The following is a 21,111-nucleotide window of genomic DNA, read 5'->3' as shown; positions in this document are numbered from 1 at the left end:
GGGACCCTCAGTGCATCGGCCCTTTCTTTTCTTTTTCAGCCTTTTCTATTTGGTATTCTGCCGCTTTTTCATCGACCTCTTGATCCCTCGGCAACATCTTCTTTGCGATCGCAAGAGCATCCATTCCGAGTTCAAAAAGAGTAGGAGCAACATGAATTCCTTGCCGGGTCACTGTTTCAATGAGTTTGCCTGGGTTCATAATTCCCTTTTGATCGATGGCGTTCTTAATCGCTTTAATATATTTCACTCCACTGCCCCGAATGGTCTTCAGATTGGATGCAAAAAACATACCGAAACCGAGAGGACGACCGCCATGCTCGAATGCAAGATCTGAATATTTCTTGTTGAATGAAAGAGAAGCAACGCTCTTCAGAAGACTCTCTGAGTCAAAGAGATAATAAGGCATGAACATGACGGTATTTCTGTCGGCCATAATACCGATGACTGCCCCCTCCATTTTCATTTCTTCCATGAGGTCATATGTGGCATTTGCCATCGCCGAAAACTCTCTCAAAGGCACGATGACTTCCCCTGGAATGGAACCCATGCCTATTTCCCTTGAACGGTATTCGTAACAGCGTTCCTCCCATTCATGTGTTGCTATATCATCCGGCATTTTCTTCGCACCGTGATTTTCCATGATCTTGTCAATCACCTGCTCTTCGTGCTTAACTACTTCAGCATCGCCTTCGAGCATGAAGCTAAGCATGCTTCCAACTTCGGGTGCGTGCTTTCCGGCTTTTCTCAAAAACTCGTAATGCCTTCCATCACCAAAGGATATGTGAAGCGGCTCGACCCTCGATCTACATACTTCCGTCAACGCTGGCCCGATTGATGCCAGGTCATTGAAAGCGTAGGAGAGAGGTCGCATCGTTTCTGGCGCAGGAACCAGCTTAAATGTCACCTTGGTGATGATGCCGAGCGTCCCCTCAGCGCCGACCATCAACCAATTGAAATTGTAGCCCGAGCTGTTATCGCAAACTTCGTCAAAGCCGGTGTTGATAATATCGCCGTCAGGCATCACGACTTCCAAATTTCTGATATTATTCCCCGCAGATCCATATTTGTAAGTACCAATTCCAATACCACCTGTAGAGATCCATCCGGCGAGCGTCGCACTCGGAAAGCTGCTTGGGTATGAACCGAGCAAGAGACCTCTACTTAAGCAAGCCTCGTAAACCTGCTTCCAGGTGGCTCCTGCCTCAGCGGTAACATAGAGATTTTCCTTATCGATTTTGAGAATCTTGTTCATGCCCCCGCTCATATCGATTAAGATCCCGCCGAAAGCGGGGATACTTCCGCCAAGGCCCCAAGTCGAACTGCCACGGGGAGTGATTGGGACGCCTTCATCGGCAGCAATCCTCACAATTTTTTGGACATCCTCCGTTGATCTAGGCCTCACCACAACATCAGGGATGTTCTTGAACGCCAATTGCGCTTCTTTAGGAAGTGGAGCAAGGTCATGACTATAGAGAAGTCTTTCAAATTCACTTGTCTTGACATTCTCCTTTCCAAGCGCTTCTTCAAGTTTTCTGACATATGCCGGCAAGGCGTTCGTCTTCGCTTCCTTCGCTGGATCCATTCCATCTCCTCCACGATGTGGATTTCTGAAATCTTCAGGCGATAATTCCTCATGCTATTTTAAATCTATCACACGACTGTCGACCATTTCGAAGCCCTCAAAAATCAAGAGAATCCATACAAACCGAGACCATAATCAAAAACATTGAGTCCGACACGAAATAAGATAAGATTTGATGCCCAAAGATTACGGTGCACTGGGCGTCAACTCGTTTGCTGCATTCCAGAACTGCTCCGCAAAGCAGTCACGGATGCTCGCATCCGAGCGTCCATTCCTACCACGGATTCCATCCCTCTAGTGAAGGACGGAGGACCGCTGGCGAATCCGCAGCTCATTCCAGTAGCCATGGCAACCAGATATGATGCGCGGATCGCGGCTTACGCCGCAAATGGATCCCGAATATCTTGACACCGTCCAAAGACAATGCCAAGAGGTCCGTTTTCCCCAGGTGCATTCCGCCTTTGGGTAATCAACCTAGGGATGGCGGTGTATTTATAGATTGTCTCTGCAAATCTTTCGGTCTTCATGCTCTATCATCCAACCTATTCGGAAATTGCTGATTCTATTTGAAATCATAGAAATTACGTGATAATTGAGTAATTTATGAAGAGCGCCAATCCTTGATAATCAAGGGGATTTTCATTTAAAGATGTTGATCCACACGAATCGAGATGAATTTCTCATTAAAAGGTATCCAGAGCCACATTGAACAAAACATACGAGATTCGTGTGATGCGGTGGGATATGCAGGAAGCCGGATCAGCCACTGGCGGCCCAGGGCTGGTCATTCCACAAAATGACCCCATCGCCTCGCAGGGCGGCCGACAAATCGTCCAACTCGGGCCCTTAACCGCGTCTCGAGACGCTCAGCCAGGCTCGCGAGAAAGTTTGTATCAAATCCCGGTAGGGGATTGATCAAACTGCGGTATTAAACCGCGGACGAATCTGCGATTCATTCCGATCTATCAAGGAATGTCTGAGTGGTCTTTACCGGCTTCTTTCTGCCCTGATGATAAATGTAGATACCCAATCCTATTTATAGATTCTTAGGAAAATCCTGATAGTTCATTCTTCATCTTTCGAAGAGATGAGATTCCCAAATCGGAAATAAATGAAAGAATGACGAATAGAGCAAATGAAGGCACAAATCATGGAATCCGTCAAGTCATATTTTAATTCATAATTTAATCAGAGGTCTTCATTTCCTCCGGGAAATTAATCGAAATCATGATGGAACTGGGATTATCGACATTCTTTAATGACTTGACCAGACCGCTTATGACATTACTGACAAGTTCCGATACAAACTTGTTTATCGGGATTTCGTCTTCATTTACGAAAATCTTCACCCTCGCATCACCTCGATTTTTACATTTCGAGATATCTTCAACTCCGTCAGCAACAGCGCCTGCGAGATCTTTACATCCAGGAAAACCGCATTTTCCGCAGTTTAAACCAGGGAGTTTTTCGAGGACGCGTTCTTTTCTTACTTCCCTTTCAATCAAGTTTATGCAATGCTGGAGACATTCCTCTGTTTTCGCACAGCGAAAGAGAACTGGTCCATTTACCTCAATGTCACCAATGACGATTTTTGGAATGCTAGATTGCTTGAATCCCTCTACAATGATGACATCAGGTGAAGCAATTTTGTTTAAAAGAGATAGTGCGTCATCCATGGCATACGAATCATTAAAATAAATGACTGCCTCGTTTGATGAAATACCAATTACGGGATTGCTTCCAGCGAGAAGGTGTCTGGTTGTGTCTTTTCCTGGCGGGATGAGCACATTGCCGTCATGAACGTGCTTGATCGAGGAGACCTTGAAACAACGGGCAGTCAGTTCTCTCAGAAGTGATTCGATCAAAGATGTTTTTCCCGCGCCCGATTCGCCAACTATTCCGATGATCAAGGAATCATCTCCAGTAAGGTTCTCTCGCACTTACTGCGATCTTGAATAACTCGATTAATTCCCTCTCTGAAGCATTTCTTCTAATAGCGGAGAGAACGTCGACACTTCCATCTTCGCTCAGAAGACACGGCTTTAGATGTCCATTTGATGTCACACGCAGACGATGACAATTTGCGCAAAAGCTGCTATTGTGCATCGGCCTGACCACTTCCACTTCTTCTGGGAGATAATATTTTTTTCGGTTATGCAAGCTCCTTGAAATGATTTTCAGTGCCCTAGATTCCAGATAACTCTCGATCTGGCCAAGATCGCAGTGGTGATCCGCATAAAACCCCTCGTTGATCTTCTCCTTTTGTGTTTCGAGTTCGATGAGCTGCAAAATCCCACCAACTTTTTTTGAGAATCGAATCATTTCGTCGATTTCATTTTCGTTGATCCCTTTCATAACCACCATATTGATCTTGAGAGGAGTGAGGCCAACACTAATCGCTTTCTCAATGCCTTTGATCACATCGTCTAATACGTCGCTACCAGTAATCCTTCTGTATTTCTCGTGATCGAGCGTGTCGAGACTCACGTTCACTCGCTTCAATCCAACAGTTCTGAGATCACCCGAATAATCAGCAAGGAGCGTCCCGTTCGTCGTCATTGAAATCTCTTCAAATTTATTGGCACATTTCGAGACGATCTCAACAAGATCATCCCTGACAAGTGGTTCACCGCCAGTAATCTTTAGTTTGTTCATTCCTAGCGATGAAGCGATCGTCGCTATCCGCGCGATTTCATTTGGAGACATCTCATCGCCACTTGATTTCTCGCCTTCTCGGTGGCAATAAAGGCAATTGAGATTGCACCTTTGAGTCACGGAGATTCTCAAATTTGTCAATTGCCGTCCATAAGAATCAATCAACATATCGATCGCCATGAATAGGGATATGTCAATTCGGATATAACGATAAATAGTTTTTTCATAGTTCTTCTCAGTCCAACAAATTCCCCAAAAAAAGAACGAAATGGGGTTAAGCCAGTTAAAAAATGTTACTGCTGAATCGTCAGGACTCTTTCATCGATTTAATGAGCAACCTGATCTCTTTGATCTTTTCATTTAGCTTCTCGATTTTCTCCTCATTCCTTTGTCTGATTCTCTCAAAATCCTCTTTTCCAATTTTCTTGTCTTTAAACCTTCGAAAAGCCTCATCGATCTCCGCACGGTATTCGCTCTTGATCGCATTAATCTCCTTTATTTTCTTTTCGAGACGCTCGATCTTTGGCGTCAGCATTAAGGTCGCCCCTCTCGATCGATCCACCATAGGAACAAATGATCACCACAGGATATTAACACTGCTACGAATGAAATCAAATGCAACAGCTAGAGCTTATTCCGAGTGCCTGAGTTGCGTGTACCTGAGCCAATTATTTTCTTTGGCGATTTCTTCGATACGCATGAGCGTTCTTTCAGTGATCTTATGCAGATGGGAAAAACAATCGCAATCGGACGAACCAAACCCTTTCAAAAATGGTTTGCAATCAATGATTTTCTCTAAATGAGCGTTGATCTCGCATTCTCTTTTCACAGATGATGGGATGAGAAAAGCCTCAAGAGGCTGGCCGCAATCGAGCAGGTAATCAATGTGCCAGTGCTTCTTTTTGACATTTGAAAAGTGACGGCTAATGCGCGCATGAAGTCCATTCATCGCGGATCCAACATAAGCGTAAAGCCCCTTTTCGAAAATGAATCTTCCAAATTGACCGATGGAGATTTCTCTATTTTGCAAAAGTTTGACGATCAGAATATATGATCCAGTCTGGGAATTCTCCATGACTCACTCCCTTGATTGGTCGCAATCGATTTTTTCATGAAAAATTGAAGGAAATGTTGATAGTAATTTCTTTCCGAAATCGGTCACACTATATATAATCCAGTTCGCCTCTTGTTTTCCGATGACAAGACCAGCATCTTTCAGAATCGATAGATGATAGGAAAGTTTTGAATCCTGGACGGAAGTGAGCTCTTTGATCAAGCAAACACAAAGAGGCTGTTTTTGGAGAATAAAGAGAATTTTCACGCGCAGGGGATCGGACATCGCGTGAAACACCTTACTCAACCGCGAAATTTCTCCATCGGAAGGAAGTGAAGATGAAATACTCTCCAAACCGCCTATTTCTTCAAGAGATTGCTTGATGGGATCTGGGATCTCCATTTTCCTGCATTCTTCGGCCACCATTGACAGTCCTCCGATCGAAAAAACACGAATTGGATCACAAATGATGTATAAGCATAAGAAATTACAATAATTATTCTTTCGCATGAGCGCTTGCTTGGTCGCACAATAATTTTTTCGACTCAAGCTGATTCATCGACTCAACTTTTGATGCGCTGTAGATCCTGATCAATGTGCTTCCATCGAGTCTTGAATCCGAAAGCTCGGCGATCTCTTTGAGTTTGCGCCCATAAACATCAATCGACGCAAGCTGGTCTTTCCACTCATGGTAAGGTATCTTAACCCTCAATCCGTCAAGATGTAAAACAATCGGCGCTGGCCTCAGACTCTTCTGCACAGCTGGCAAATCTTCGATGCGTTGTCTCACCTCTGCTGGATGAACGAAAAGCGGATCCTCATCGATAATCCTCCTTCGTTCTTCGATCACCTTACTGACCTTCTCTGCAATTTCTTCAAGCTTCGCGATATCCTCCGCACGCCTCATCCGCTCAACCCTTCTGCAGACACCAGATACAACCGCTTTGCAGTTAGGGAGGCCGTCAATCGCCGGACCACAGACGACGACAACCGGTACCCTAATGTCCTCGAAAAGGCGTACTTTTTCTGTCTTGATACAGTCCTCAAAGTTGCCCAGGACAAAAACGGCTGCATCATATTCATTAATCAACGCTTTTTCTTCGGCACTAATCTGCGCCGATTTCCTACCTTTTCCGCGGGCAAGACCCATCACAACGGTGATCGCCCCATATCTGCGAAGATGCTCAGCAATGTCACAGACAGGGTGGGGCATGTGATGTCGTCCGAGTGTCGGTGCAACGACGGCGATCTCTGTTCCGCCCAGAGGAATTTCCGTCAATTTGGCGCCGAGCTCCTGGGACTTCCTTTCAATGACATCCCTTTCTTCCTCCGGAATCGCAAGCGTGACCAAAATCTGCACGTGTGTCTGGGTCTTTTGGATAATGAAGCCCCCGACATCTTCAACAAGCTCATAAAGTTCATTTACGCGGTAAACGCCGCCGTCAAAGAGCAGCACTTTGTACATCGAGGACCTCCATATCAGCATGAACCTTTTCAGCTAGCCGCTTCCATTCTTCTTTCATCTCGTATTCTGTTGCTACGATCGTGATAATGTTTTCCGAAGAAAGATCATATCGAATCTTGAAACCTTCTGGTAAGAGCCTCCATAGCGCGTCGAGCACCTTCTTCCTCAGTTCCTCCCCTCGGTCGATTGCGATTTCTAGAATTTCCTTCTCATCGATTCCCTTACAAAGAATCTCAAGTCTTGAAAGTTGTTCAATTCGTTCCCTACCGTAGAGTTGCCAGAGCAACGATATGAGAGAGGGCGCATAGTTCTCATCGGTGATGTTGATGTACGTCCCTTCCTTGCCTTGCGAAATTTCCGCAATCTCAGTAATTCTGATCTTACCAGCTGCTTTCCTTGTCTTTACCGAAATGAGGAAAAGGGGGTCCGATGGCCTAATGATGAATTTCACTGCCTCTACGTGCCTCGTAATGCCAATATCGAGAAGGATGCTGTTGAACAACTCCACATAGCTCTCATTTCCAAACTTTTCGGGTCCTTCCACTTTAACTATCATTGCTCAACCCTCAAGGAAACCCGAAGCAAGCAACGCTGCGCCAGCTGAACCGATATACTGGGAATTTTTCGGAACGATCGGTTCCTGGCCGAGTATGTCCTTCATCGCGGTCACCATGCCGCTGATGAGCGATGTTCCACCTACCTGGATGACCGGTTGTCTGATATCAATTTCCTGCAACTGTTGCTCGTAGATCTGCTCCGCAACACTGTGGCACGCCGCAGAGGCGACATCCTCGATCGAGTTGCCTTCCGCCAGCGAGGTAACAAGATCCTGTATTCCGAAAATCGAGCAGTATGAGTTCATATTGATCTTTCTGTAATCGCCTGCATCCGCGAGTTTTCCGAGTTCCGTGATATCGACTTTGAGTCTTTTCGCCACGATTTCGAGGAATCTCCCCGAGGCACCAGCGCATATACCACCCATGGTGAAGTTATCAGGAATCCCGTCGCGGACGGTGATAGCCTTGTTGTCCATTCCTCCAATATCGATAATCGTTGCCTCTCCCTTCTGTCTGTCTGCGAGCCAGACTGCACCCTTTGAATTGACTGTCAATTCTTCCTGAACAAGCTTCGCCTTCAGTTTCTTCCCAATGATAAATCGACCGTAGCCTGTCACACCGATGGCCTCGACTTCGCTGAGCTTCACGCCAGCCTCTGCCAATGCTTTCTCAAGCGCATCCTCCGCCGAAGCGATGACTTCGCCTGTTGGGAGCCAGTATTTTCCAATGACCTCGTTATCTCTGACGACCATCGCTTTCGTTGTCGTTGAACCCGAATCGATACCAACGGTCAAGCCGACCTGTCTTTCTCTGGCGAGCAGATCTTTTCGAGTGACAATCGTTACGAGTGCTTCCATACGCGTCAACAGCTGGCCTGACTTCGTTCTTTCCGTGAATGAGTAAGTCACAACAGGCAGTCGCGTATGATTCTGTACGTATCGCCGGACCTCGTTCCTGACCAGTGCCCCTTCTGCGCATCGAAAGCAGCTCGCGATGAAAACAGCATCGGCGTCATATCTTCCATGGGCAAGCTGTACCGCCCTTGCGATCATCATCCTGAGTTGAGGGCTTGATGGTGAAAAACCGAATTCTTCGACAGCAGCATCGATGTCTTTGAGATCAACATCCGGTGCGACCATTTTTGCGCCGACAATACTTGCGGCTTTTTCGATCTCGGCTTGCACACCGCTGTATTCGGTTCCACAAGAAAGCTGCGCGATCTTGATCATTTCAGCCCCTCCAGGAATTCTTTAATCTTGGTGACCATGAGTTTCGCTTCTTCTTCATTGGTAGGGTAAGGAATTTCAAGGATGGGAATGCCTTTCTTGCGTAACAGGTACTTCACCATCTCGTTTGTACGGTGGCATCCGACGCAACCGAAGTAGTATGGCGCATCCTCCATGACGATGGCGGCCTCGGCCTCGTCAATCAGAGGTCCCCACAACGCTAGGCGACCTCTAATTCCCGATGGAACTTCGATACCTGCGTACTTGAGTCCTTTTTTCACGTCTTCAGATGTGACATTAATCGGAGGGGAATCAATTTCGAGATCTGTGACCCTTTCTGCGATCGCTTTCATGGCACTCAGCGGTTCGTGTCCAAAACGCTCGACGAGATCAAAGAGTATGAGGCTGTTTGGAGGCATGATAAAAACTTTCAACCAATCACCTCTTTAACAATCCTCTTGAAATCGTCCACTGACAACTTTCCTTTCTTTTTCTTTTCAGCGACTTTTTCATTCTTCTCAGCGGCACGCAAACCTTTCTCGATGAGTGACAACATTTCCCATTCCTTTTCAAGCTGCGTAAACCCAGGTCTAGAGCCGTGAAGAGCCCTGCACCGACGCTGGTCACCAACGGGAAATCCTCTCAACTTCGAATAGATGCGATTGGGGTCAAGCTTCCTCACTTCACGAACCGCCACCTGCACATCCTCTTTTCTCCCTTCGATCATTGCACCATAGCAGGTTTCTTTTATCGTGATATTCTTTCCAAGGCTGTGCAAAAATCGGACAATTTGATCCGGCGTAATCTCGGAACTTGGTGCGATGACAATCATCCTCGTTTCAATTTTTTCGTTCACGTTGATTCCCCTTCTTTCGTCCTCTTGTTATCTTTTTCTTCTCCTCTTTTCGCTCTCTAAAATAGACAATATCGCCATCCTTTACTTCACCCATCAGTCTTTCTACATCACTGACGAGTTTGCCGACAAGATTTGTTCCGTAACGCTCTTCACCCGTTGGCCCGAATTCCTCACTTTCCTCGAGCCTAATACCGATGAGGCCACGATGCGGCCTTGACATATTGGTAACACCCAAATCACCTCTTGCTGAAACATCATCGAAAGTTGCCTCGGGAACCAAATCGGCCGCTTCCCTCGGATTGCCTTCAAAGGTGATCATCGGCAGCCCCTCGAAGGTGAAGTGAACCTTCATTGTTCCAATCGGCTTGTGATCGAGACCGGTCATCTTCCGGATGTAGTGGGCGGTTTTCGGAGAAAGAGTATCGTAAAGCTCAATTTCATGGACTTTTTCAGGGGGAATGCCAAAGGTTTCAACCTCTTTCGCTGAGATAACTTCCATCGTCAATTCTGGCTCCTGTTCCACGATGATCGCATCGTCAGAAGTGTCGCCGGTCCTGATCTGTTTAAAGCCCCTTTTCTCCAAGAATTCCTTCCCAGCAGATTGTGTCAAACCAATGGTTAGAATTCTTTTTGGTTCTGTGATGATCGTAATTTTCGAGCCAGCTTTGACAGCGCGTATGAGATTTTTTCCTTTTATGATCGTTCCAACAAGGTTGTGAGCAGGTAAAATTTGCCTTCTCACCTTATAAAAATAAATGCGACCCGTGCCAGTTCCCTCATGGCGAACCGTGATAGTATCAGCATCCCTGATAACCGATTCCTCAGGTATCAGGGACACGTCCATTCTTGCTGAGCACGCCGCATATGTGAATGTTGTCTCGGTGATCGGTAGCACATTCTTTTCGGTCAGAACCAAAAAATGCTCGGCGCTCACCGGTGATTTTTGATTCAGAAGAACATGAACATAGCTCTCGATCATCATCCCATCTTCAAGTTTGAAATTGAGATCGTTCGTGACGATGACATCGCGCTCGCTCCTTTCAATGTAGATAGGATCGATGCCGATGATTCTGTCACCCTCCTCCAATTGATCGAGTACGTGCCTGCCGCGAGTGATTCTGCCTACGAGACCGTCTTTAGTGCCGTAGATCCCCTCATGGTCCTCATTTGCGATCATTAAATAACTCGTTCTACTATCAAAGCCACCGAGCGCAAAGAAGCAGTCGAATTTTGCGTATTTGCAAAGCGACCTATTAACGGCCAGTGAGGTAGGAAATGAGCCAATCGCAATGACCTTTGACGTCTTCCACCGGATATTTTTTCCGGCAACGTGTTCAACAATTTCCTGGAAAAGGGAGGCATATTCGGAATCGTTCAGACGAAGAACCATATCTCCTTTCGAAGTCTTAATTAAGAAGTCTCTGGTTTCCTCTCGCAGAATCTTCGAAGGTCGAATGAGTGCAACGATCGACCCGGTTTCATATATTCCTCTACTGAGCACCTGACCTAGCGTGGCTCCATCGTCGATTTGAATTTCCTCACCATTGAGTATGATTTTCATCTGGTCGTCGTTGTCATAACTAGCCGACATAAATAATTTTTCACTTCATAAATCGGTTCGCAACATTTCCAGCAGAGCCTATTGGATTGATGGGAAAAAGCATATAATATTTTTAATAGCGCGAAGGATTACACGTATCAGGATCGATCAAATGAGCGATAGAAACAAAATCCTTGAGAAGGTTGAACGAAGGATCAGAGGAATACCTGGTGTCGTTGATATGGTCTTTCTCGACAATGAATTTAAAGAGAACATCATCGCCCTCGAAAAGAAAGCAGAAGAGAATGGTGCAGTCGGTGGCTTGATGCCATTTACAAATAAGGGAGTCTGGGAAGCGCTCAGTCGACACGTGTCTTTTATCATGATTATCAATAAGATCAGCATTCCCGAGGTGGCATCAGACCACACGATCTACCTTGTTGATCAAAAAGGACAGATTCTAGGTGAATATGTATCCAAAGAAAGGCTGATGGAATTCAAAGATAGAGAAGACGTATGCTTCCTCAGCGACGATTTTGTGCTCTACTCGGACGTCGAAATCGTGGGCGAACCCTATTTCTTGATCCCGGAAATTGAGTTTCATGGCCTTGACGGGATCGAAGGAATAACGAGGGTAACATCTGGGAGTATTTCAACGCTCTCAGATTTTTTCGTAAGATGCACGAAAGGATACCTTGAATCAAAACACTGGACGCATCTCGTTGGATTTGACATTGCAGCAGATCATCTGTGATGAACTCGAGTCTTTTCAAGACCCCATAAACACTTGGGTTTCCGAAGGAATGACTGACGCGGCCGGTATTTTCTTTCCTTCAAGATTTCTCTTGACCTTTGAAACGATCTCATCGAGTTTTGTTTGGGGGCACGTCACTCCTCTGATGACACCAGTAACGATATCAACGATCTTGCCCTTTGTCGCAACGTTTTCTTTCGTCGGCATGACGAGGCGCGTTTTGACACCGATTCTGGCGAAATCCTCAAAGTCGACTGGAGCCTGACAAACAATCACCGCTGGAAGATCAACGTTGCGGAGGATCAAACGTGCTTTGTAAATGATATGATTTCGCACATTTCCTAGATGTATCAGAACTAATTTGAATTGCTGGATTCGCTCGACCTCTATGGGATCCAGTCCGAAGATCGATCCTGTGCTCACATCAGGGGCATCTGCCGGTACACCCGACCCAGCGTTGATCACGATGACACTTGTGTCAATGCCCTCTTCCCTCAGCGCATATGTGATTTCACAAACAGGCTTCGTGATATGTCTCTTGCCTGGTCCCATGGCAACTGCCACGACATCCCGGCCACTTTCTGAAATTGTTGCTCTTTGTGCGAGGCCGCCACCAATTCCCAAACCCCTCGATTCCCTACATTCCACGAACTTTGTATGACGTCCGATCCTTTCTTTCAAGCCTCAACACCGCCATGAGCCAGCATCTCTTCTCCAAGGTCCCCAAATTCCGCAACGATTTCCTTGGGATCACCGAGGGCGACAATCTTGCCATTCCTCATGAATGCCGCGCGGTCGCAGCAATTGACAACGAAGTCCATATCATGACTGACGATGAGGAAAGTCTCGCCGAGTTCCTTTCTTGCGCTGAGAACTGATTTGGCGACGGAAATCTTTGTGATCGGATCCATCGTTCCTGTTGGTTCATCGAGGATCACGATTCTCGGTTCTCTGATCAGCACCTGAGCAAGTGCGATCCTTTGTTTCTCTCCGACGCTCAGCGATTCCGGATATGATCTAAGAAGTCGTTCAATCTCCTTTTGATCAAAACCGACGCCGGCCAGCACTTGAATGGCCTTTATCTTGGCTAGTTCCGCTGGCATCTTCATTCCGATGCAGACCGTAAGATTTTGTAGTACTGTATGAAACGGATAGAGACAGTACTCCTGATGGAGCACGCCAATGTAAGGAGTTGCACGGCCCTTACCCATCGGCCCGACTTCTGACATGTCAACCCAGTCGTCACCTATTCTAATCAAAACTTTCCCATCTGTTGCTGGTGTGATGCCTGCAATCATTCTCGACAATGTGGTCTTTCCAGCTCCGCTCAAACCGACGAGGGCAAAAATCTCCTTCTCACCCACCTCAAAGGATACGCCATCAACAGCCTTGACGACTCCTCTCACAATAGAATAGAAATACTTTTTAGCATTTTCAACTCTGATAATCGGTTGACCGATCGGAACGGTCTCCGTTTCCCTCGGGCCGTAGCCGATCATGAAATCCCTTGTGACTTCTTCCGGAGGGCCACGCTTTACCATTTCCCCCGCTTCAAGCCAGATCGCTTTATCAGAAAGACGATTGATCGCCTTGGGCCAGTGAGACGTCACAACCATCGTCATGCCATTCGATCTAACGGCGTTGATCAATGTATTATGAACGATCTCAGCTGTCTGAGGATCGAGTGTGCCCGTCGGCTCATCGGCGAGGAGCAATATTGGATCTTTCGCCAATTGCCTTGCAAGCACGCATCTTTGCTTCTCTCCTCCCGAGAGATCTCTTGCAATGTGAGTTACACGATGTGAAAGATTGACCATTTTCAGCAATTCGATTGCTCTTTCAACTTTTTCCTTTTCATTGCACCGATTTCCAAGAGCTTCAAAAATATTCTCCACAACGGTTAAATCACCGTAGAGGGCAAAGGTTCTCTGAAGCATGATCGCGATCCGTTCCCTGATCGCAAGCCTCAGAGGGTCCCTTTCAGAAAGGCTCCAAAAATCAACCTCCTTGATCTTCATTTCCGTTCCGCAAACTTTGCATTTGAGTTGTGGAATTGGACGATCTATCCATCCGCATTCTGGACACAAGCTGATTCGGTAAATGACTTTTCCTGCGTCGGGCCTGTAATCGGGATTTCCTCTCAACATATTTATGAAGACCGACTTGCCGGAACCGCTCCTTCCGATCAGCCCGAGTACTTCCCCGACATTGATGACAGCACTTATATCCCGCAAAACCGTTGTACCGTTGAAGATTTTCGAAACATTATCAACGATTATCAAGGGATTTGATTGATCCGACATATCGGTAGGGTTACCAACATATGCATATAAATGCTTTGCCAGATATGTTACGATCGTTAGTTACGAATCAATTCTTTTCCTTGTTCAACAAGAAAATTTAATAGGATGGATGTATTATCCATCCTAGATGCCCACGACGCTTTATTCATATAGCAGTGGAGGACCGACACCCAAGTTTTCACCATATCATGTCTGGAAAGCGTATTGGTTGATAAGAAATAACGGACCGATCGGCAGAAAAGCACTATCACGCGCGTTGAGACTTGGGGAGGGCAGCACAAGAACCATTCTCGAGAAAATGGTGAGAGATGGGTGTGCAGAAAACACAAACAGAGGCGTAACACTTACTGAGAAAGGAAAGAAAAAATTCGACAATTGTGGGATCGTTGCTAAACAAGTCGATATCAAAGATATCGCGATCGGCAAATACCACTGTGGGGTTCTTGCGAAAGGACGTGCACACCTGATCAATCTAGGATGTGAGCAAAGAGATGAGGCGGTCAGAGCTGGAGCGATGGGTGCGACAACACTTGTCTGCAAAAACGGAAGAATTGTTTTTCCAGATGATGAGAAATATCCGTCAAAAGATGTCGAAGATGCGTTACGAAGCCTCTTTTTTGTAGAAGACGGTGACGCAATTATCATCGGAACTGCTTCTTCTTATGAAGCGGCAGAGCGTGGTGCAGTGAGCGCAGCGCTTGCACTCGATGACCAGAGAAATCCATGCTGGCAAGATAGCGGGACGTTCATTTCTCAAGACTCCGAGGCGGAAGATCTCAAATGCATCGCGCTTGCGATCCATGAACTTGTAGGACGGCTTCCGCTCACGATGAGAAGCAAAAATCACTACGGCGTGAGATGCGAAGACGGAGAGGTCATTGATACCAATTACACGGGACCTGTACTCGAAGAAGCACTTAGGAAGAATCAGATTGTCAGGAAGATCGCTCCAAGTGGCCCTTATCGGGGTGTTCCGATCGTCGCTGTCCCGATTCTGAAAAAGAGGGAGGCTGTTGCGGTCATCGGTGTCGTCGACATTACGAAGGGAGCGGTTTTCGAAATCCTCAACAGGATGAGAAAGGAGCAACTTTGAATGAAAAATTCGATAAACTGCAAACGAAGAAATCGTGAATCAGAGAGCGACCTCAAATCATTTACCGTAAAGCTTTCGAGATGAAGTAAAATGATGGATCATCAAGAGAGCGAAGAAATCGTTGTCGGTGTTGATCCCGGTGTTTGCAGATTCAACACCGAAATACGTGCTCGCGCGAGGGATGAAAAAATCATCATCACTATCAAAAGCGATTGTCCGGCGGTGGAGGATTTAGGAAAATGTATCAAGGAAATCGATCCTGTTAGCGCACTCGCTATGCCGTATTCAAGGAATCCAATTTATTTGAAAGCTGGCAAAGTTCTGAAGCACAGCACGTGTCCCGTCCCGATGGCGATTCTCAAATGCATTGAGGTAGCGGCGGGACTCGCACTGAAAAGGGATGTCATCGTCAAATTCAGGATGTAGCCGGCTCAGATAGCGCATTTGAAAATTCTAGGATCTCATCGATCTTCTTTGTCCAAACGACGGCACTCGGCCCGGTGAGATACATCGCCACGATCATCGCCTCCTGCAGCTCCTCCTTCGTCGCGCCAGCGTTGATTGCCGCCTGTGCATGAGTTTCAAGGCAAGTCTCACATTTCAGCAAGCAGGAGATTGCGACAGCGATGAGTTCTTTGACCTTCGTCGTCAAGGCGCCACTTCTAAATACCTCGGCTTTCATCCTGTAGAGAGCTTGAACAATCTCAGGTTTCTGTTTCGCGAGCAGCTCCAGACTCATAGATGAAGGATATGGCATCATGTATAATATATCCAATGTTATTTTGGATGATTGTGTCGAAAGCTTCCACTTCAATGGTGGTAGAGAGACTGAAGCAACTCGACGGTGTTCTCTACGCATTTGAAATCACGCCAGGCATTAAAGATCAACTAAGGGAAATCGAAAGGCAAATTAGGGCAACATTAGGGATTGAGGTCAAGAATACTGGCGTTGAGGAATGTTTAAAGAAAAATCATATCGTCTGCATTATCAAAGATAAAAGATTCAGACCTCCACCCGAGCCGACGATTTATTTGGTTGCTGATGATGGGACAATTCTCGGACAGGAAGTTCTTGAAAAGGATAGATCTAAATTCCAGTGCTCTGACCATGTCATCTTTCTCTCTGACGACTTCGTCGTTTTTACAGATCGAAGACCCAAACCGGGGTGCAAGGAATATTTTCTTATGCCGCCAGTTCGATTTCCCGAGGTTGAGGTGATCGATGGCGTCAAGAATGTTGTCTCCTGTAGTCCCTCTCCACTTGGCGATCTGCTGATTCGAAAAGTGCACGGCGTCACAGATGATCCTAGATTGGCAAGCGTGCTTATCGGGTTCGACGTGGAGAATGACGTCACATAGAAAACAAAATTTTTCATATCTCATCTCAAATGAAGATCAATTTTCGAGAGGTTGCAGTCAACTTAAAGAAATCCATATAAGATTTGAATTTAAAGAGATCAATAACATCTTGTATCTAACCAATAAAAGAAATTCAATAAAAAAATGAAAAAAATAGTTTAGGTCCCTGAGGGAGTGATTCGGCTGATCGCCTTTTCTACCTCCTCAAGGGTTTGTTTCATCTTTTCGAGTTCCTCGAGCTGTTCCTCCAGTCCCTTCTCCTTATCGGCAACGACGCGATACTCACCAGGCTCGGCTTCTTCCAATGCAGTGATATCATAATAGAGGTTGTACGTGTCCAGCAGCGCCCACGTCACGTCATCCTCTACCTTGATATCCAGGATCTTCCCGATCGTGCCTGTGTTCTTGTATTTCGCGTAGTCGCCGACCTTCATGAGATCACGCCGGAGGAATGATCACTGTTCTCTCGCCAGCGGGCCTGAACTCCCTCAGACCACCGCGTCCGAACTCCCTCGTGATGTTTGCGAAGTCGAAGGGGAGGTTCTTGTCCGCAAAGGCAACCTTGATCAGTGGGTTGCAGACGAACGCGTCGCCTCTTGCCACGTGCGCGGCGTTGGCGATACCAGCGTATCCACTCATATGCCCGACGTTCATCGCGTAGTTCGGGTAGTTCGGTCCTCTCAGCTCGAAGGGCAGACCCTCGTCGCTTCTGTAGGAGAAGCTGTTTGCAGCACCGCACTGGTCCTGTAGGTCGTATCCGTAGAACCCGAGCCTGCCGAGGCGCTCCTTGTGCTGCAGCATCGAGAGGTACCAGCCGTTGACACCGACGTCCGCGATACCCGTCGCCATCGCTGCCGCGATACCGCTTGCGGCCGCAGCGACAGTTGCCCTCTGAGACCCACCGAAGTGCGTCTCCATGACAGCTGGGTATCGCTCGTACATCTCGAGCGCGTAGGAGTTGACCTCAGTAACCAGTTCCTCAATTAGGTCCATCGAGGGCTTTGCCTTCGCAAGACCACCGTATTTCTTCTTAATCAGATCTACGGCGTAGTATGTGTAGTCCTCGAGGATGTTGTCAGTGTATGCCGCAGTTGCATACTGTGTGAATCCGACACCTCCAGACATATACGATCCAAGGTAGATCTGATCGTAGATGACAGCACCAAGCGCGACAGCCTCGAGCGCCGCCCTCGCCGGGTCATCAGGATATTTCCTGAACGACTGCGTCATGTCCGCGAGATATCCGAACGGAATACCTCCTGGCTCGTTAGGTCCACGCGCTCTTCTTGCAGGCATCATCGTACCCATCTCGACGACTGCTGCGTGTTTCGCTGCGAACGCGAAGTCGGCGATCGCCGCTTCTCCAGCAGCGAGTTTGTACGATGTGATGAACGCCATGCTGATCTGCATCGCGCTCCATCTCGACATCGTAGCACCGTCGCAGGTACGACCAACAATCGTTGGGCATCTGACAACCTGCCACAGCGTATTCCCAATCGCTTCCTTAAGCTGCTTTGCCTGCTCTGGCGGGAACTCCTTGTTGATGTCAATGACAAAGCACTTGTCGATCTCATCAATCAATTCGTCATTTCCACTGAAGACCTTCACATAGCAGTCAGCTGTCAACGCGGGGCTGCACTCTGCCATGTGCTCCTGTACGACAGCACCACCAGGCATCGTGTGGTTAACCGCCTCCAAATAAGTGTTGATCGTCTCAGGAGTAACTTCTTTACCAAGTCTCTTCTCGATGACCTGATGGGCCGTGTCCAGTCCGACGATAACCGTTCTTCGTATATCATCCCAAGCCTGCTGCATCGCGGCATTGTTGATGAAATGCAGATCGTCGGCTTCCACAAAAATATCCGTGTGAGACAACTGGTAGGGCATCAACACTCTCTGACCGAGCGGAACACCGATGTCCTGGTTCATCGCAGGAATGCCTCTCTCCTTCGCGATCTTGTTAGCCTGCTCAACCCATTCCCGCTTTCTCTTTGACTGCCTCCAGCCGCCAAAGGAATAGTAGGTCGTGTGGACCTCAGTGGGGTCTTCCTTGAATTTCTTCTTTACAGCCTTTATGAAAAGCTTCTCATCGGCCATTGATTACACCCCCTTCAGCGCAAATGGCTGGAATCCAGCCAGCGTTCTCAACCTGTGAATCCTCAGGTTGACCATCATAACCTCTTTGTCCTCCCTCATGTCGACGCCGTCGACCCTGAACATCGTCGTCCGCTTCTTCAATTCCTCTTCCGGCAGCGGCTTTCCAACGGAAATCGGCTTGTCCAGAGGAATGGCAACCTGATCCTTCACATATTCAACTTCGCCCTTCTTTGCATTCCAACGGTACCTCTGCCATGCATCGAACATGAGACCGTTTTCATCGAGACGGCACGCATGTCCGTGGACAGTCGCACCTCTGATACCCGTCCTGGCGGGATCGAATGTCTCGCTCTCGATGAGTTCCTTCGCGACCTTCTCGAGATCGCGCTCTCTCATCTCAATAATTTGCCTTCCAGATAGGGTACCAGTGTCGACACCTCTGAACCTGCTGACGTTCATCCACGCTCTAACATAAGGCACGATCGGCGCAAAGTAGACTGAATCGGTGAACTGGACATATCGGATCCTATCCCCAGCCTTTGCACCCGGCGTCGGTTCAACCAGCTGCCTGATTGGGCAATCCGGCTCGGTTCCTTCCTCCAGTGGCGGGTGAACGCTCTTGTATTCCTCACCTGGCTGCCGGTGACCGAGTATTTTCACGACGTCTTCCATCGACAGCTCGCGTAGCTTGTCGAGCTTGACGTTCGGGTCCATGTATCGGCGTCTGTTCTTCGCCGGAATCGTTGTTCCGGGATAGAACTGCCTCTTATACGCCATTTAAATCACCTCACTCCTTTCTTATAATCGGAAACAGTAGGCCTATATTTCGAATACCTCCCAACCTCCAAGTCGAAGCCAAATGGCAAGACTTCCTTACAAATTCCCTCAATGTCCTTCAGGGCCGCTTCAACATGATCAATATCGTCGATTTCGACGAAGATGCGGCCGACCTGGACCTTGAGTTCCGTCTTCTTTCCCGCTACTTCGATCACTCTCCTTTCACTGTGATCCACGTCGAGACCTGCTCCTGGTCCCATCGTGATCTTCTCGGGGAGAGATTCACCCTGAACATTGATCTGTCTGACATGTTTGACCGTATATAACTTGTTCAGCAATTTTTCCGTTGTCGCGGCTGACAAAAGCCTCGACGGGAAAATCATGATCTCCGGTAGCGGTACCGGCTCCGGCATGGATTCGGCAGGCATCTTCACACCATTTCCTTCAGCTTCTTTGCCTCTTTTCCGACCATCTTAATAGGTGACTTAAACTCAGGTATGTCACCGAATACCTCTTTCACAAGTCCTGATGTTGCTTCAGCGGAGAACATCTGTGTACCAGCATCCAGAGCACAACCAGCGGCTATTGCGGGAATCACAAAGCCCTTCGAATGCCTTGTGACGATGTGGTTCCCATGGAACAGACCTGGTCCACCACCACCGTAGATCGAGTGCGAGAAGAAGGACATCCCAACAGATGTACCCATTGCACGACCAAAGTCGACTCCTGGCAATCCTGTTTCGTGCTCAAGCAGATCGTTGTAGTACAGGATTGTCGACGGGACACCTTGCGCTGCTCTCGCCGCACCGCAGTTAACCATGATCGCACACAGCATACCTGCAGCTGCGTATGCATTCCACAGTGCGAAATCATTGGTCGTGTAGACCTTATATCCAGAGGGCAACTTCTCCTTTACTTTGATGACTTTGTCCTCGATTGCCCTTCCAACGATTGATTCGACTACGCTCCCGACGGTACCTGTCTTTCCGTTCTCCTTAACGATTTCGTAGACCATATTGTTCGCGTTGAGACCCTGGTACGCAAGTCCCAGCAGGTGCATCCGCTCGAATGGTCCGATCGCATCGCCCATTTCGAACATCGCAGTTTGCTCAAATATTGACGCAAGAGCCGCTGCATTCATAGCATTTCTACCGGTCAGTGCCACAATGTGGTTTGCCATAATGTTCCTCAATGCATACCCTGCGCCCTCGTTATTCTGGGGAACCTCGAGAATCGACTTGATGTTGGATCCCAGAAAGTTTAGAGTCTGGGGGTATCTTCCCCATACGGCCGCCTTAACCATGTTGGCTCGGAACATGTCGATGTCGAAAAGCTCAATGATCGCTTGAGTCACCGCGGCGGCGGCTGCAGTAAATCCAGTCGTGTATTCAACACCAGCCTCCAGCCTCACCGAGGGGACTTTCACGATCATCCTCTTTCCGTCCGCCAGTACGCTAACTTCTGTATCGTCGTTCTGGGCGACTTTGAGAATGTCGCGGACGGACTTCGCGATCTTTGCCGCATTCGCGACAAGCGGGACATCGATCTCCTTGCCTTTGATATGTGCGCCGCCTACCTTTCCGGTTTTCAAAGCCTTTTCAATCCCAGCAAGGTCGACAGCGACTACTCGCTTGGCCAAGGACACCGTTCTCTTGATGGCAGGGTTATACAGAGGACTGATGGCTTCCAGTGGCACGTCCCTTTCAATCAGCTTGCCCCTGTCGTCATACAAGTCCACCTTGTCCTTGTATTTCGCCATTCAATACCTCCCTTTTTTCCGATTTTCACCGACC

Annotated in this window: 24 protein-coding genes; 4 read left to right on the top strand and 20 right to left on the bottom strand. The window is 47.6% G+C overall.

What is annotated here, in order from left to right; translation table 11 throughout:
* Nucleotides 1-7: 7 nt before the first annotated feature.
* The 12 genes from H5T41_01360 to H5T41_01305 form a co-directional block, all read right to left on the bottom strand.
* Nucleotides 8-1,582, bottom strand: a complete 1,575-nt coding sequence (locus H5T41_01360; GenBank protein ID MBC7107436.1) for an FAD-binding oxidoreductase — start codon at nt 1,580-1,582, stop codon at nt 8-10.
* Nucleotides 1,583-2,766: 1,184 nt separating this feature from the next.
* Nucleotides 2,767-3,492, bottom strand: coding sequence for a molybdopterin-guanine dinucleotide biosynthesis protein B (mobB, locus tag H5T41_01355; GenBank protein ID MBC7107435.1), 726 nt, complete (start codon nt 3,490-3,492; stop codon nt 2,767-2,769).
* A gap of 4 nt (nt 3,493-3,496) precedes the next feature.
* Nucleotides 3,497-4,405, bottom strand: a complete 909-nt coding sequence (gene moaA / locus H5T41_01350; protein MBC7107434.1) for a GTP 3',8-cyclase MoaA — start codon at nt 4,403-4,405, stop codon at nt 3,497-3,499.
* A 139-nt stretch (nt 4,406-4,544) separates the two neighbouring features.
* A complete protein-coding gene (locus H5T41_01345; GenBank protein MBC7107433.1) occupies nt 4,545-4,772 on the bottom strand; it encodes a hypothetical protein in 228 nt (75 codons plus the stop codon).
* Nucleotides 4,773-4,868: 96 nt separating this feature from the next.
* A complete protein-coding gene (locus H5T41_01340) occupies nt 4,869-5,312 on the bottom strand; it encodes a GIY-YIG nuclease family protein (protein ID MBC7107432.1) in 444 nt (147 codons plus the stop codon).
* A gap of 3 nt (nt 5,313-5,315) precedes the next feature.
* On the bottom strand, nt 5,316-5,693 hold the full coding sequence (locus H5T41_01335; GenBank protein ID MBC7107431.1) for a winged helix-turn-helix transcriptional regulator: 378 nt from the start codon (nt 5,691-5,693) through the stop codon (nt 5,316-5,318).
* A gap of 94 nt (nt 5,694-5,787) precedes the next feature.
* Nucleotides 5,788-6,756: a methanogenesis marker 7 protein gene (locus tag H5T41_01330; protein MBC7107430.1), complete on the bottom strand. Its 969-nt coding sequence runs from the start codon at nt 6,754-6,756 to the stop codon at nt 5,788-5,790.
* Nucleotides 6,734-7,312, bottom strand: a complete 579-nt coding sequence (locus H5T41_01325; GenBank protein MBC7107429.1) for a methanogenesis marker 17 protein — start codon at nt 7,310-7,312, stop codon at nt 6,734-6,736. The genes H5T41_01330 and H5T41_01325 overlap by 23 nt, the downstream gene beginning before the upstream one ends.
* Before the next feature lie 3 nt (nt 7,313-7,315).
* Nucleotides 7,316-8,542, bottom strand: a complete 1,227-nt coding sequence (locus H5T41_01320) for a methanogenesis marker 15 protein (GenBank protein ID MBC7107428.1) — start codon at nt 8,540-8,542, stop codon at nt 7,316-7,318.
* A complete protein-coding gene (locus H5T41_01315) occupies nt 8,539-8,958 on the bottom strand; it encodes a methanogenesis marker 5 protein (protein ID MBC7107427.1) in 420 nt (139 codons plus the stop codon). Before H5T41_01315 ends, H5T41_01320 begins: the two co-directional genes overlap by 4 nt.
* Nucleotides 8,959-8,969: 11 nt before the next feature.
* The gene (locus H5T41_01310; GenBank protein ID MBC7107426.1) at nt 8,970-9,371 is read right to left on the bottom strand and encodes a methanogenesis marker 6 protein; all 402 of its coding nucleotides are present in this window, start codon (nt 9,369-9,371) and stop codon (nt 8,970-8,972) included.
* Between the two features lie 7 nt (nt 9,372-9,378).
* The gene (locus tag H5T41_01305; GenBank protein ID MBC7107425.1) at nt 9,379-10,956 is read right to left on the bottom strand and encodes a methanogenesis marker 3 protein; all 1,578 of its coding nucleotides are present in this window, start codon (nt 10,954-10,956) and stop codon (nt 9,379-9,381) included.
* Between the two features lie 151 nt (nt 10,957-11,107).
* Here H5T41_01305 and H5T41_01300 point away from each other — a divergent pair, with 151 nt between their 5' ends.
* Nucleotides 11,108-11,689 (top strand): hypothetical protein, encoded by a 582-nt coding sequence (locus H5T41_01300; protein MBC7107424.1) that lies wholly within the window; start codon nt 11,108-11,110, stop codon nt 11,687-11,689.
* A gap of 15 nt (nt 11,690-11,704) precedes the next feature.
* Here H5T41_01300 and mcrC read toward each other — a convergent pair whose 3' ends face one another.
* Both mcrC and atwA read right to left on the bottom strand, forming a co-directional pair.
* On the bottom strand, nt 11,705-12,370 hold the full coding sequence (gene mcrC, locus H5T41_01295; GenBank protein ID MBC7107423.1) for a methyl-coenzyme M reductase I operon protein C: 666 nt from the start codon (nt 12,368-12,370) through the stop codon (nt 11,705-11,707).
* The gene (gene atwA / locus H5T41_01290; protein MBC7107422.1) at nt 12,367-13,992 is read right to left on the bottom strand and encodes a methyl coenzyme M reductase system, component A2; all 1,626 of its coding nucleotides are present in this window, start codon (nt 13,990-13,992) and stop codon (nt 12,367-12,369) included. Before atwA ends, mcrC begins: the two co-directional genes overlap by 4 nt.
* A gap of 127 nt (nt 13,993-14,119) precedes the next feature.
* Here atwA and H5T41_01285 point away from each other — a divergent pair, with 127 nt between their 5' ends.
* Both H5T41_01285 and H5T41_01280 read left to right on the top strand, forming a co-directional pair.
* Nucleotides 14,120-15,085: a DUF2111 domain-containing protein gene (locus tag H5T41_01285; protein ID MBC7107421.1), complete on the top strand. Its 966-nt coding sequence runs from the start codon at nt 14,120-14,122 to the stop codon at nt 15,083-15,085.
* Between the two features lie 90 nt (nt 15,086-15,175).
* Entirely contained in the window at nt 15,176-15,511 is a 336-nt protein-coding gene (locus H5T41_01280) for a hypothetical protein (protein MBC7107420.1), read from the top strand.
* Here H5T41_01280 and H5T41_01275 read toward each other — a convergent pair.
* Complete coding sequence (locus H5T41_01275; GenBank protein ID MBC7107419.1) at nt 15,501-15,824, bottom strand: carboxymuconolactone decarboxylase family protein; 324 nt, start codon at nt 15,822-15,824, stop codon at nt 15,501-15,503. The genes H5T41_01280 and H5T41_01275 overlap by 11 nt on opposite strands.
* A 74-nt stretch (nt 15,825-15,898) precedes the next feature.
* Between H5T41_01275 and H5T41_01270 the strand changes: the two genes are divergently transcribed.
* Nucleotides 15,899-16,444, top strand: coding sequence for a hypothetical protein (locus H5T41_01270; GenBank protein MBC7107418.1), 546 nt, complete (start codon nt 15,899-15,901; stop codon nt 16,442-16,444).
* Nucleotides 16,445-16,602: 158 nt separating this feature from the next.
* Here H5T41_01270 and H5T41_01265 read toward each other — a convergent pair whose 3' ends face one another.
* Genes H5T41_01265 through mcrB form a run of 5 tightly spaced genes read right to left on the bottom strand, consistent with a single transcriptional unit; the run spans nt 16,603 to nt 21,077 of the window.
* Nucleotides 16,603-16,878 carry a DUF2098 family protein gene (locus tag H5T41_01265; GenBank protein ID MBC7107417.1) on the bottom strand — a complete coding sequence of 92 codons (276 nt, stop codon included), beginning with the start codon at nt 16,876-16,878 and terminating at the stop codon, nt 16,603-16,605.
* Between the two features lie 4 nt (nt 16,879-16,882).
* The gene (mcrA, locus tag H5T41_01260; protein ID MBC7107416.1) at nt 16,883-18,541 is read right to left on the bottom strand and encodes a coenzyme-B sulfoethylthiotransferase subunit alpha; all 1,659 of its coding nucleotides are present in this window, start codon (nt 18,539-18,541) and stop codon (nt 16,883-16,885) included.
* 3 nt (nt 18,542-18,544) lie between these two features.
* Nucleotides 18,545-19,318, bottom strand: a complete 774-nt coding sequence (mcrG, locus tag H5T41_01255; protein MBC7107415.1) for a coenzyme-B sulfoethylthiotransferase subunit gamma — start codon at nt 19,316-19,318, stop codon at nt 18,545-18,547.
* A 5-nt stretch (nt 19,319-19,323) separates the two neighbouring features.
* Nucleotides 19,324-19,731 carry a methyl-coenzyme M reductase operon protein D gene (gene mcrD / locus H5T41_01250; GenBank protein MBC7107414.1) on the bottom strand — a complete coding sequence of 136 codons (408 nt, stop codon included), beginning with the start codon at nt 19,729-19,731 and terminating at the stop codon, nt 19,324-19,326.
* 17 nt (nt 19,732-19,748) lie between these two features.
* Entirely contained in the window at nt 19,749-21,077 is a 1,329-nt protein-coding gene (gene mcrB / locus H5T41_01245) for a coenzyme-B sulfoethylthiotransferase subunit beta (protein MBC7107413.1), read from the bottom strand.
* Nucleotides 21,078-21,111 lie beyond the last annotated feature (34 nt).

Source organism: Methanomassiliicoccales archaeon, from assembly GCA_014361295.1.
In the GTDB taxonomy this organism is placed as follows: Archaea; Thermoplasmatota; Thermoplasmata; order Methanomassiliicoccales; family JACIVX01; genus JACIVX01.
This window is presented reverse-complemented; position numbering and strand designations above follow the sequence as displayed.

What these genes read in the sequence shown, in the direction of transcription:
- H5T41_01360 (MBC7107436.1), bottom strand. Translation starts at nt 1,582, where the DNA reads ATGGATCCAGCGAAGGAAGCGAAGACGAACGCCTTGCCGGCATATGTC.
- moaA (MBC7107434.1), bottom strand. Translation starts at nt 4,405, where the DNA reads ATGTTGATTGATTCTTATGGACGGCAATTGACAAATTTGAGAATCTCC.
- H5T41_01345 (MBC7107433.1), bottom strand. Translation starts at nt 4,772, where the DNA reads ATGCTGACGCCAAAGATCGAGCGTCTCGAAAAGAAAATAAAGGAGATT.
- H5T41_01340 (MBC7107432.1), bottom strand. Translation starts at nt 5,312, where the DNA reads ATGGAGAATTCCCAGACTGGATCATATATTCTGATCGTCAAACTTTTG.
- H5T41_01335 (MBC7107431.1), bottom strand. Translation starts at nt 5,693, where the DNA reads ATGGAGATCCCAGATCCCATCAAGCAATCTCTTGAAGAAATAGGCGGT.
- H5T41_01330 (MBC7107430.1), bottom strand. Translation starts at nt 6,756, where the DNA reads ATGTACAAAGTGCTGCTCTTTGACGGCGGCGTTTACCGCGTAAATGAA.
- H5T41_01325 (MBC7107429.1), bottom strand. Translation starts at nt 7,312, where the DNA reads ATGATAGTTAAAGTGGAAGGACCCGAAAAGTTTGGAAATGAGAGCTAT.
- H5T41_01320 (MBC7107428.1), bottom strand. Translation starts at nt 8,542, where the DNA reads ATGATCAAGATCGCGCAGCTTTCTTGTGGAACCGAATACAGCGGTGTG.
- H5T41_01315 (MBC7107427.1), bottom strand. Translation starts at nt 8,958, where the DNA reads ATGCCTCCAAACAGCCTCATACTCTTTGATCTCGTCGAGCGTTTTGGA.
- H5T41_01310 (MBC7107426.1), bottom strand. Translation starts at nt 9,371, where the DNA reads ATGATTGTCATCGCACCAAGTTCCGAGATTACGCCGGATCAAATTGTC.
- H5T41_01305 (MBC7107425.1), bottom strand. Translation starts at nt 10,956, where the DNA reads ATGAAAATCATACTCAATGGTGAGGAAATTCAAATCGACGATGGAGCC.
- H5T41_01300 (MBC7107424.1), top strand. Translation starts at nt 11,108, where the DNA reads ATGAGCGATAGAAACAAAATCCTTGAGAAGGTTGAACGAAGGATCAGA.
- atwA (MBC7107422.1), bottom strand. Translation starts at nt 13,992, where the DNA reads ATGTCGGATCAATCAAATCCCTTGATAATCGTTGATAATGTTTCGAAA.
- H5T41_01285 (MBC7107421.1), top strand. Translation starts at nt 14,120, where the DNA reads ATGCCCACGACGCTTTATTCATATAGCAGTGGAGGACCGACACCCAAG.
- H5T41_01280 (MBC7107420.1), top strand. Translation starts at nt 15,176, where the DNA reads ATGATGGATCATCAAGAGAGCGAAGAAATCGTTGTCGGTGTTGATCCC.
- H5T41_01275 (MBC7107419.1), bottom strand. Translation starts at nt 15,824, where the DNA reads ATGAGTCTGGAGCTGCTCGCGAAACAGAAACCTGAGATTGTTCAAGCT.
- H5T41_01270 (MBC7107418.1), top strand. Translation starts at nt 15,899, where the DNA reads ATGGTGGTAGAGAGACTGAAGCAACTCGACGGTGTTCTCTACGCATTT.
- H5T41_01265 (MBC7107417.1), bottom strand. Translation starts at nt 16,878, where the DNA reads ATGAAGGTCGGCGACTACGCGAAATACAAGAACACAGGCACGATCGGG.
- mcrA (MBC7107416.1), bottom strand. Translation starts at nt 18,541, where the DNA reads ATGGCCGATGAGAAGCTTTTCATAAAGGCTGTAAAGAAGAAATTCAAG.
- mcrG (MBC7107415.1), bottom strand. Translation starts at nt 19,318, where the DNA reads ATGGCGTATAAGAGGCAGTTCTATCCCGGAACAACGATTCCGGCGAAG.
- mcrD (MBC7107414.1), bottom strand. Translation starts at nt 19,731, where the DNA reads ATGCCGGAGCCGGTACCGCTACCGGAGATCATGATTTTCCCGTCGAGG.
- mcrB (MBC7107413.1), bottom strand. Translation starts at nt 21,077, where the DNA reads ATGGCGAAATACAAGGACAAGGTGGACTTGTATGACGACAGGGGCAAG.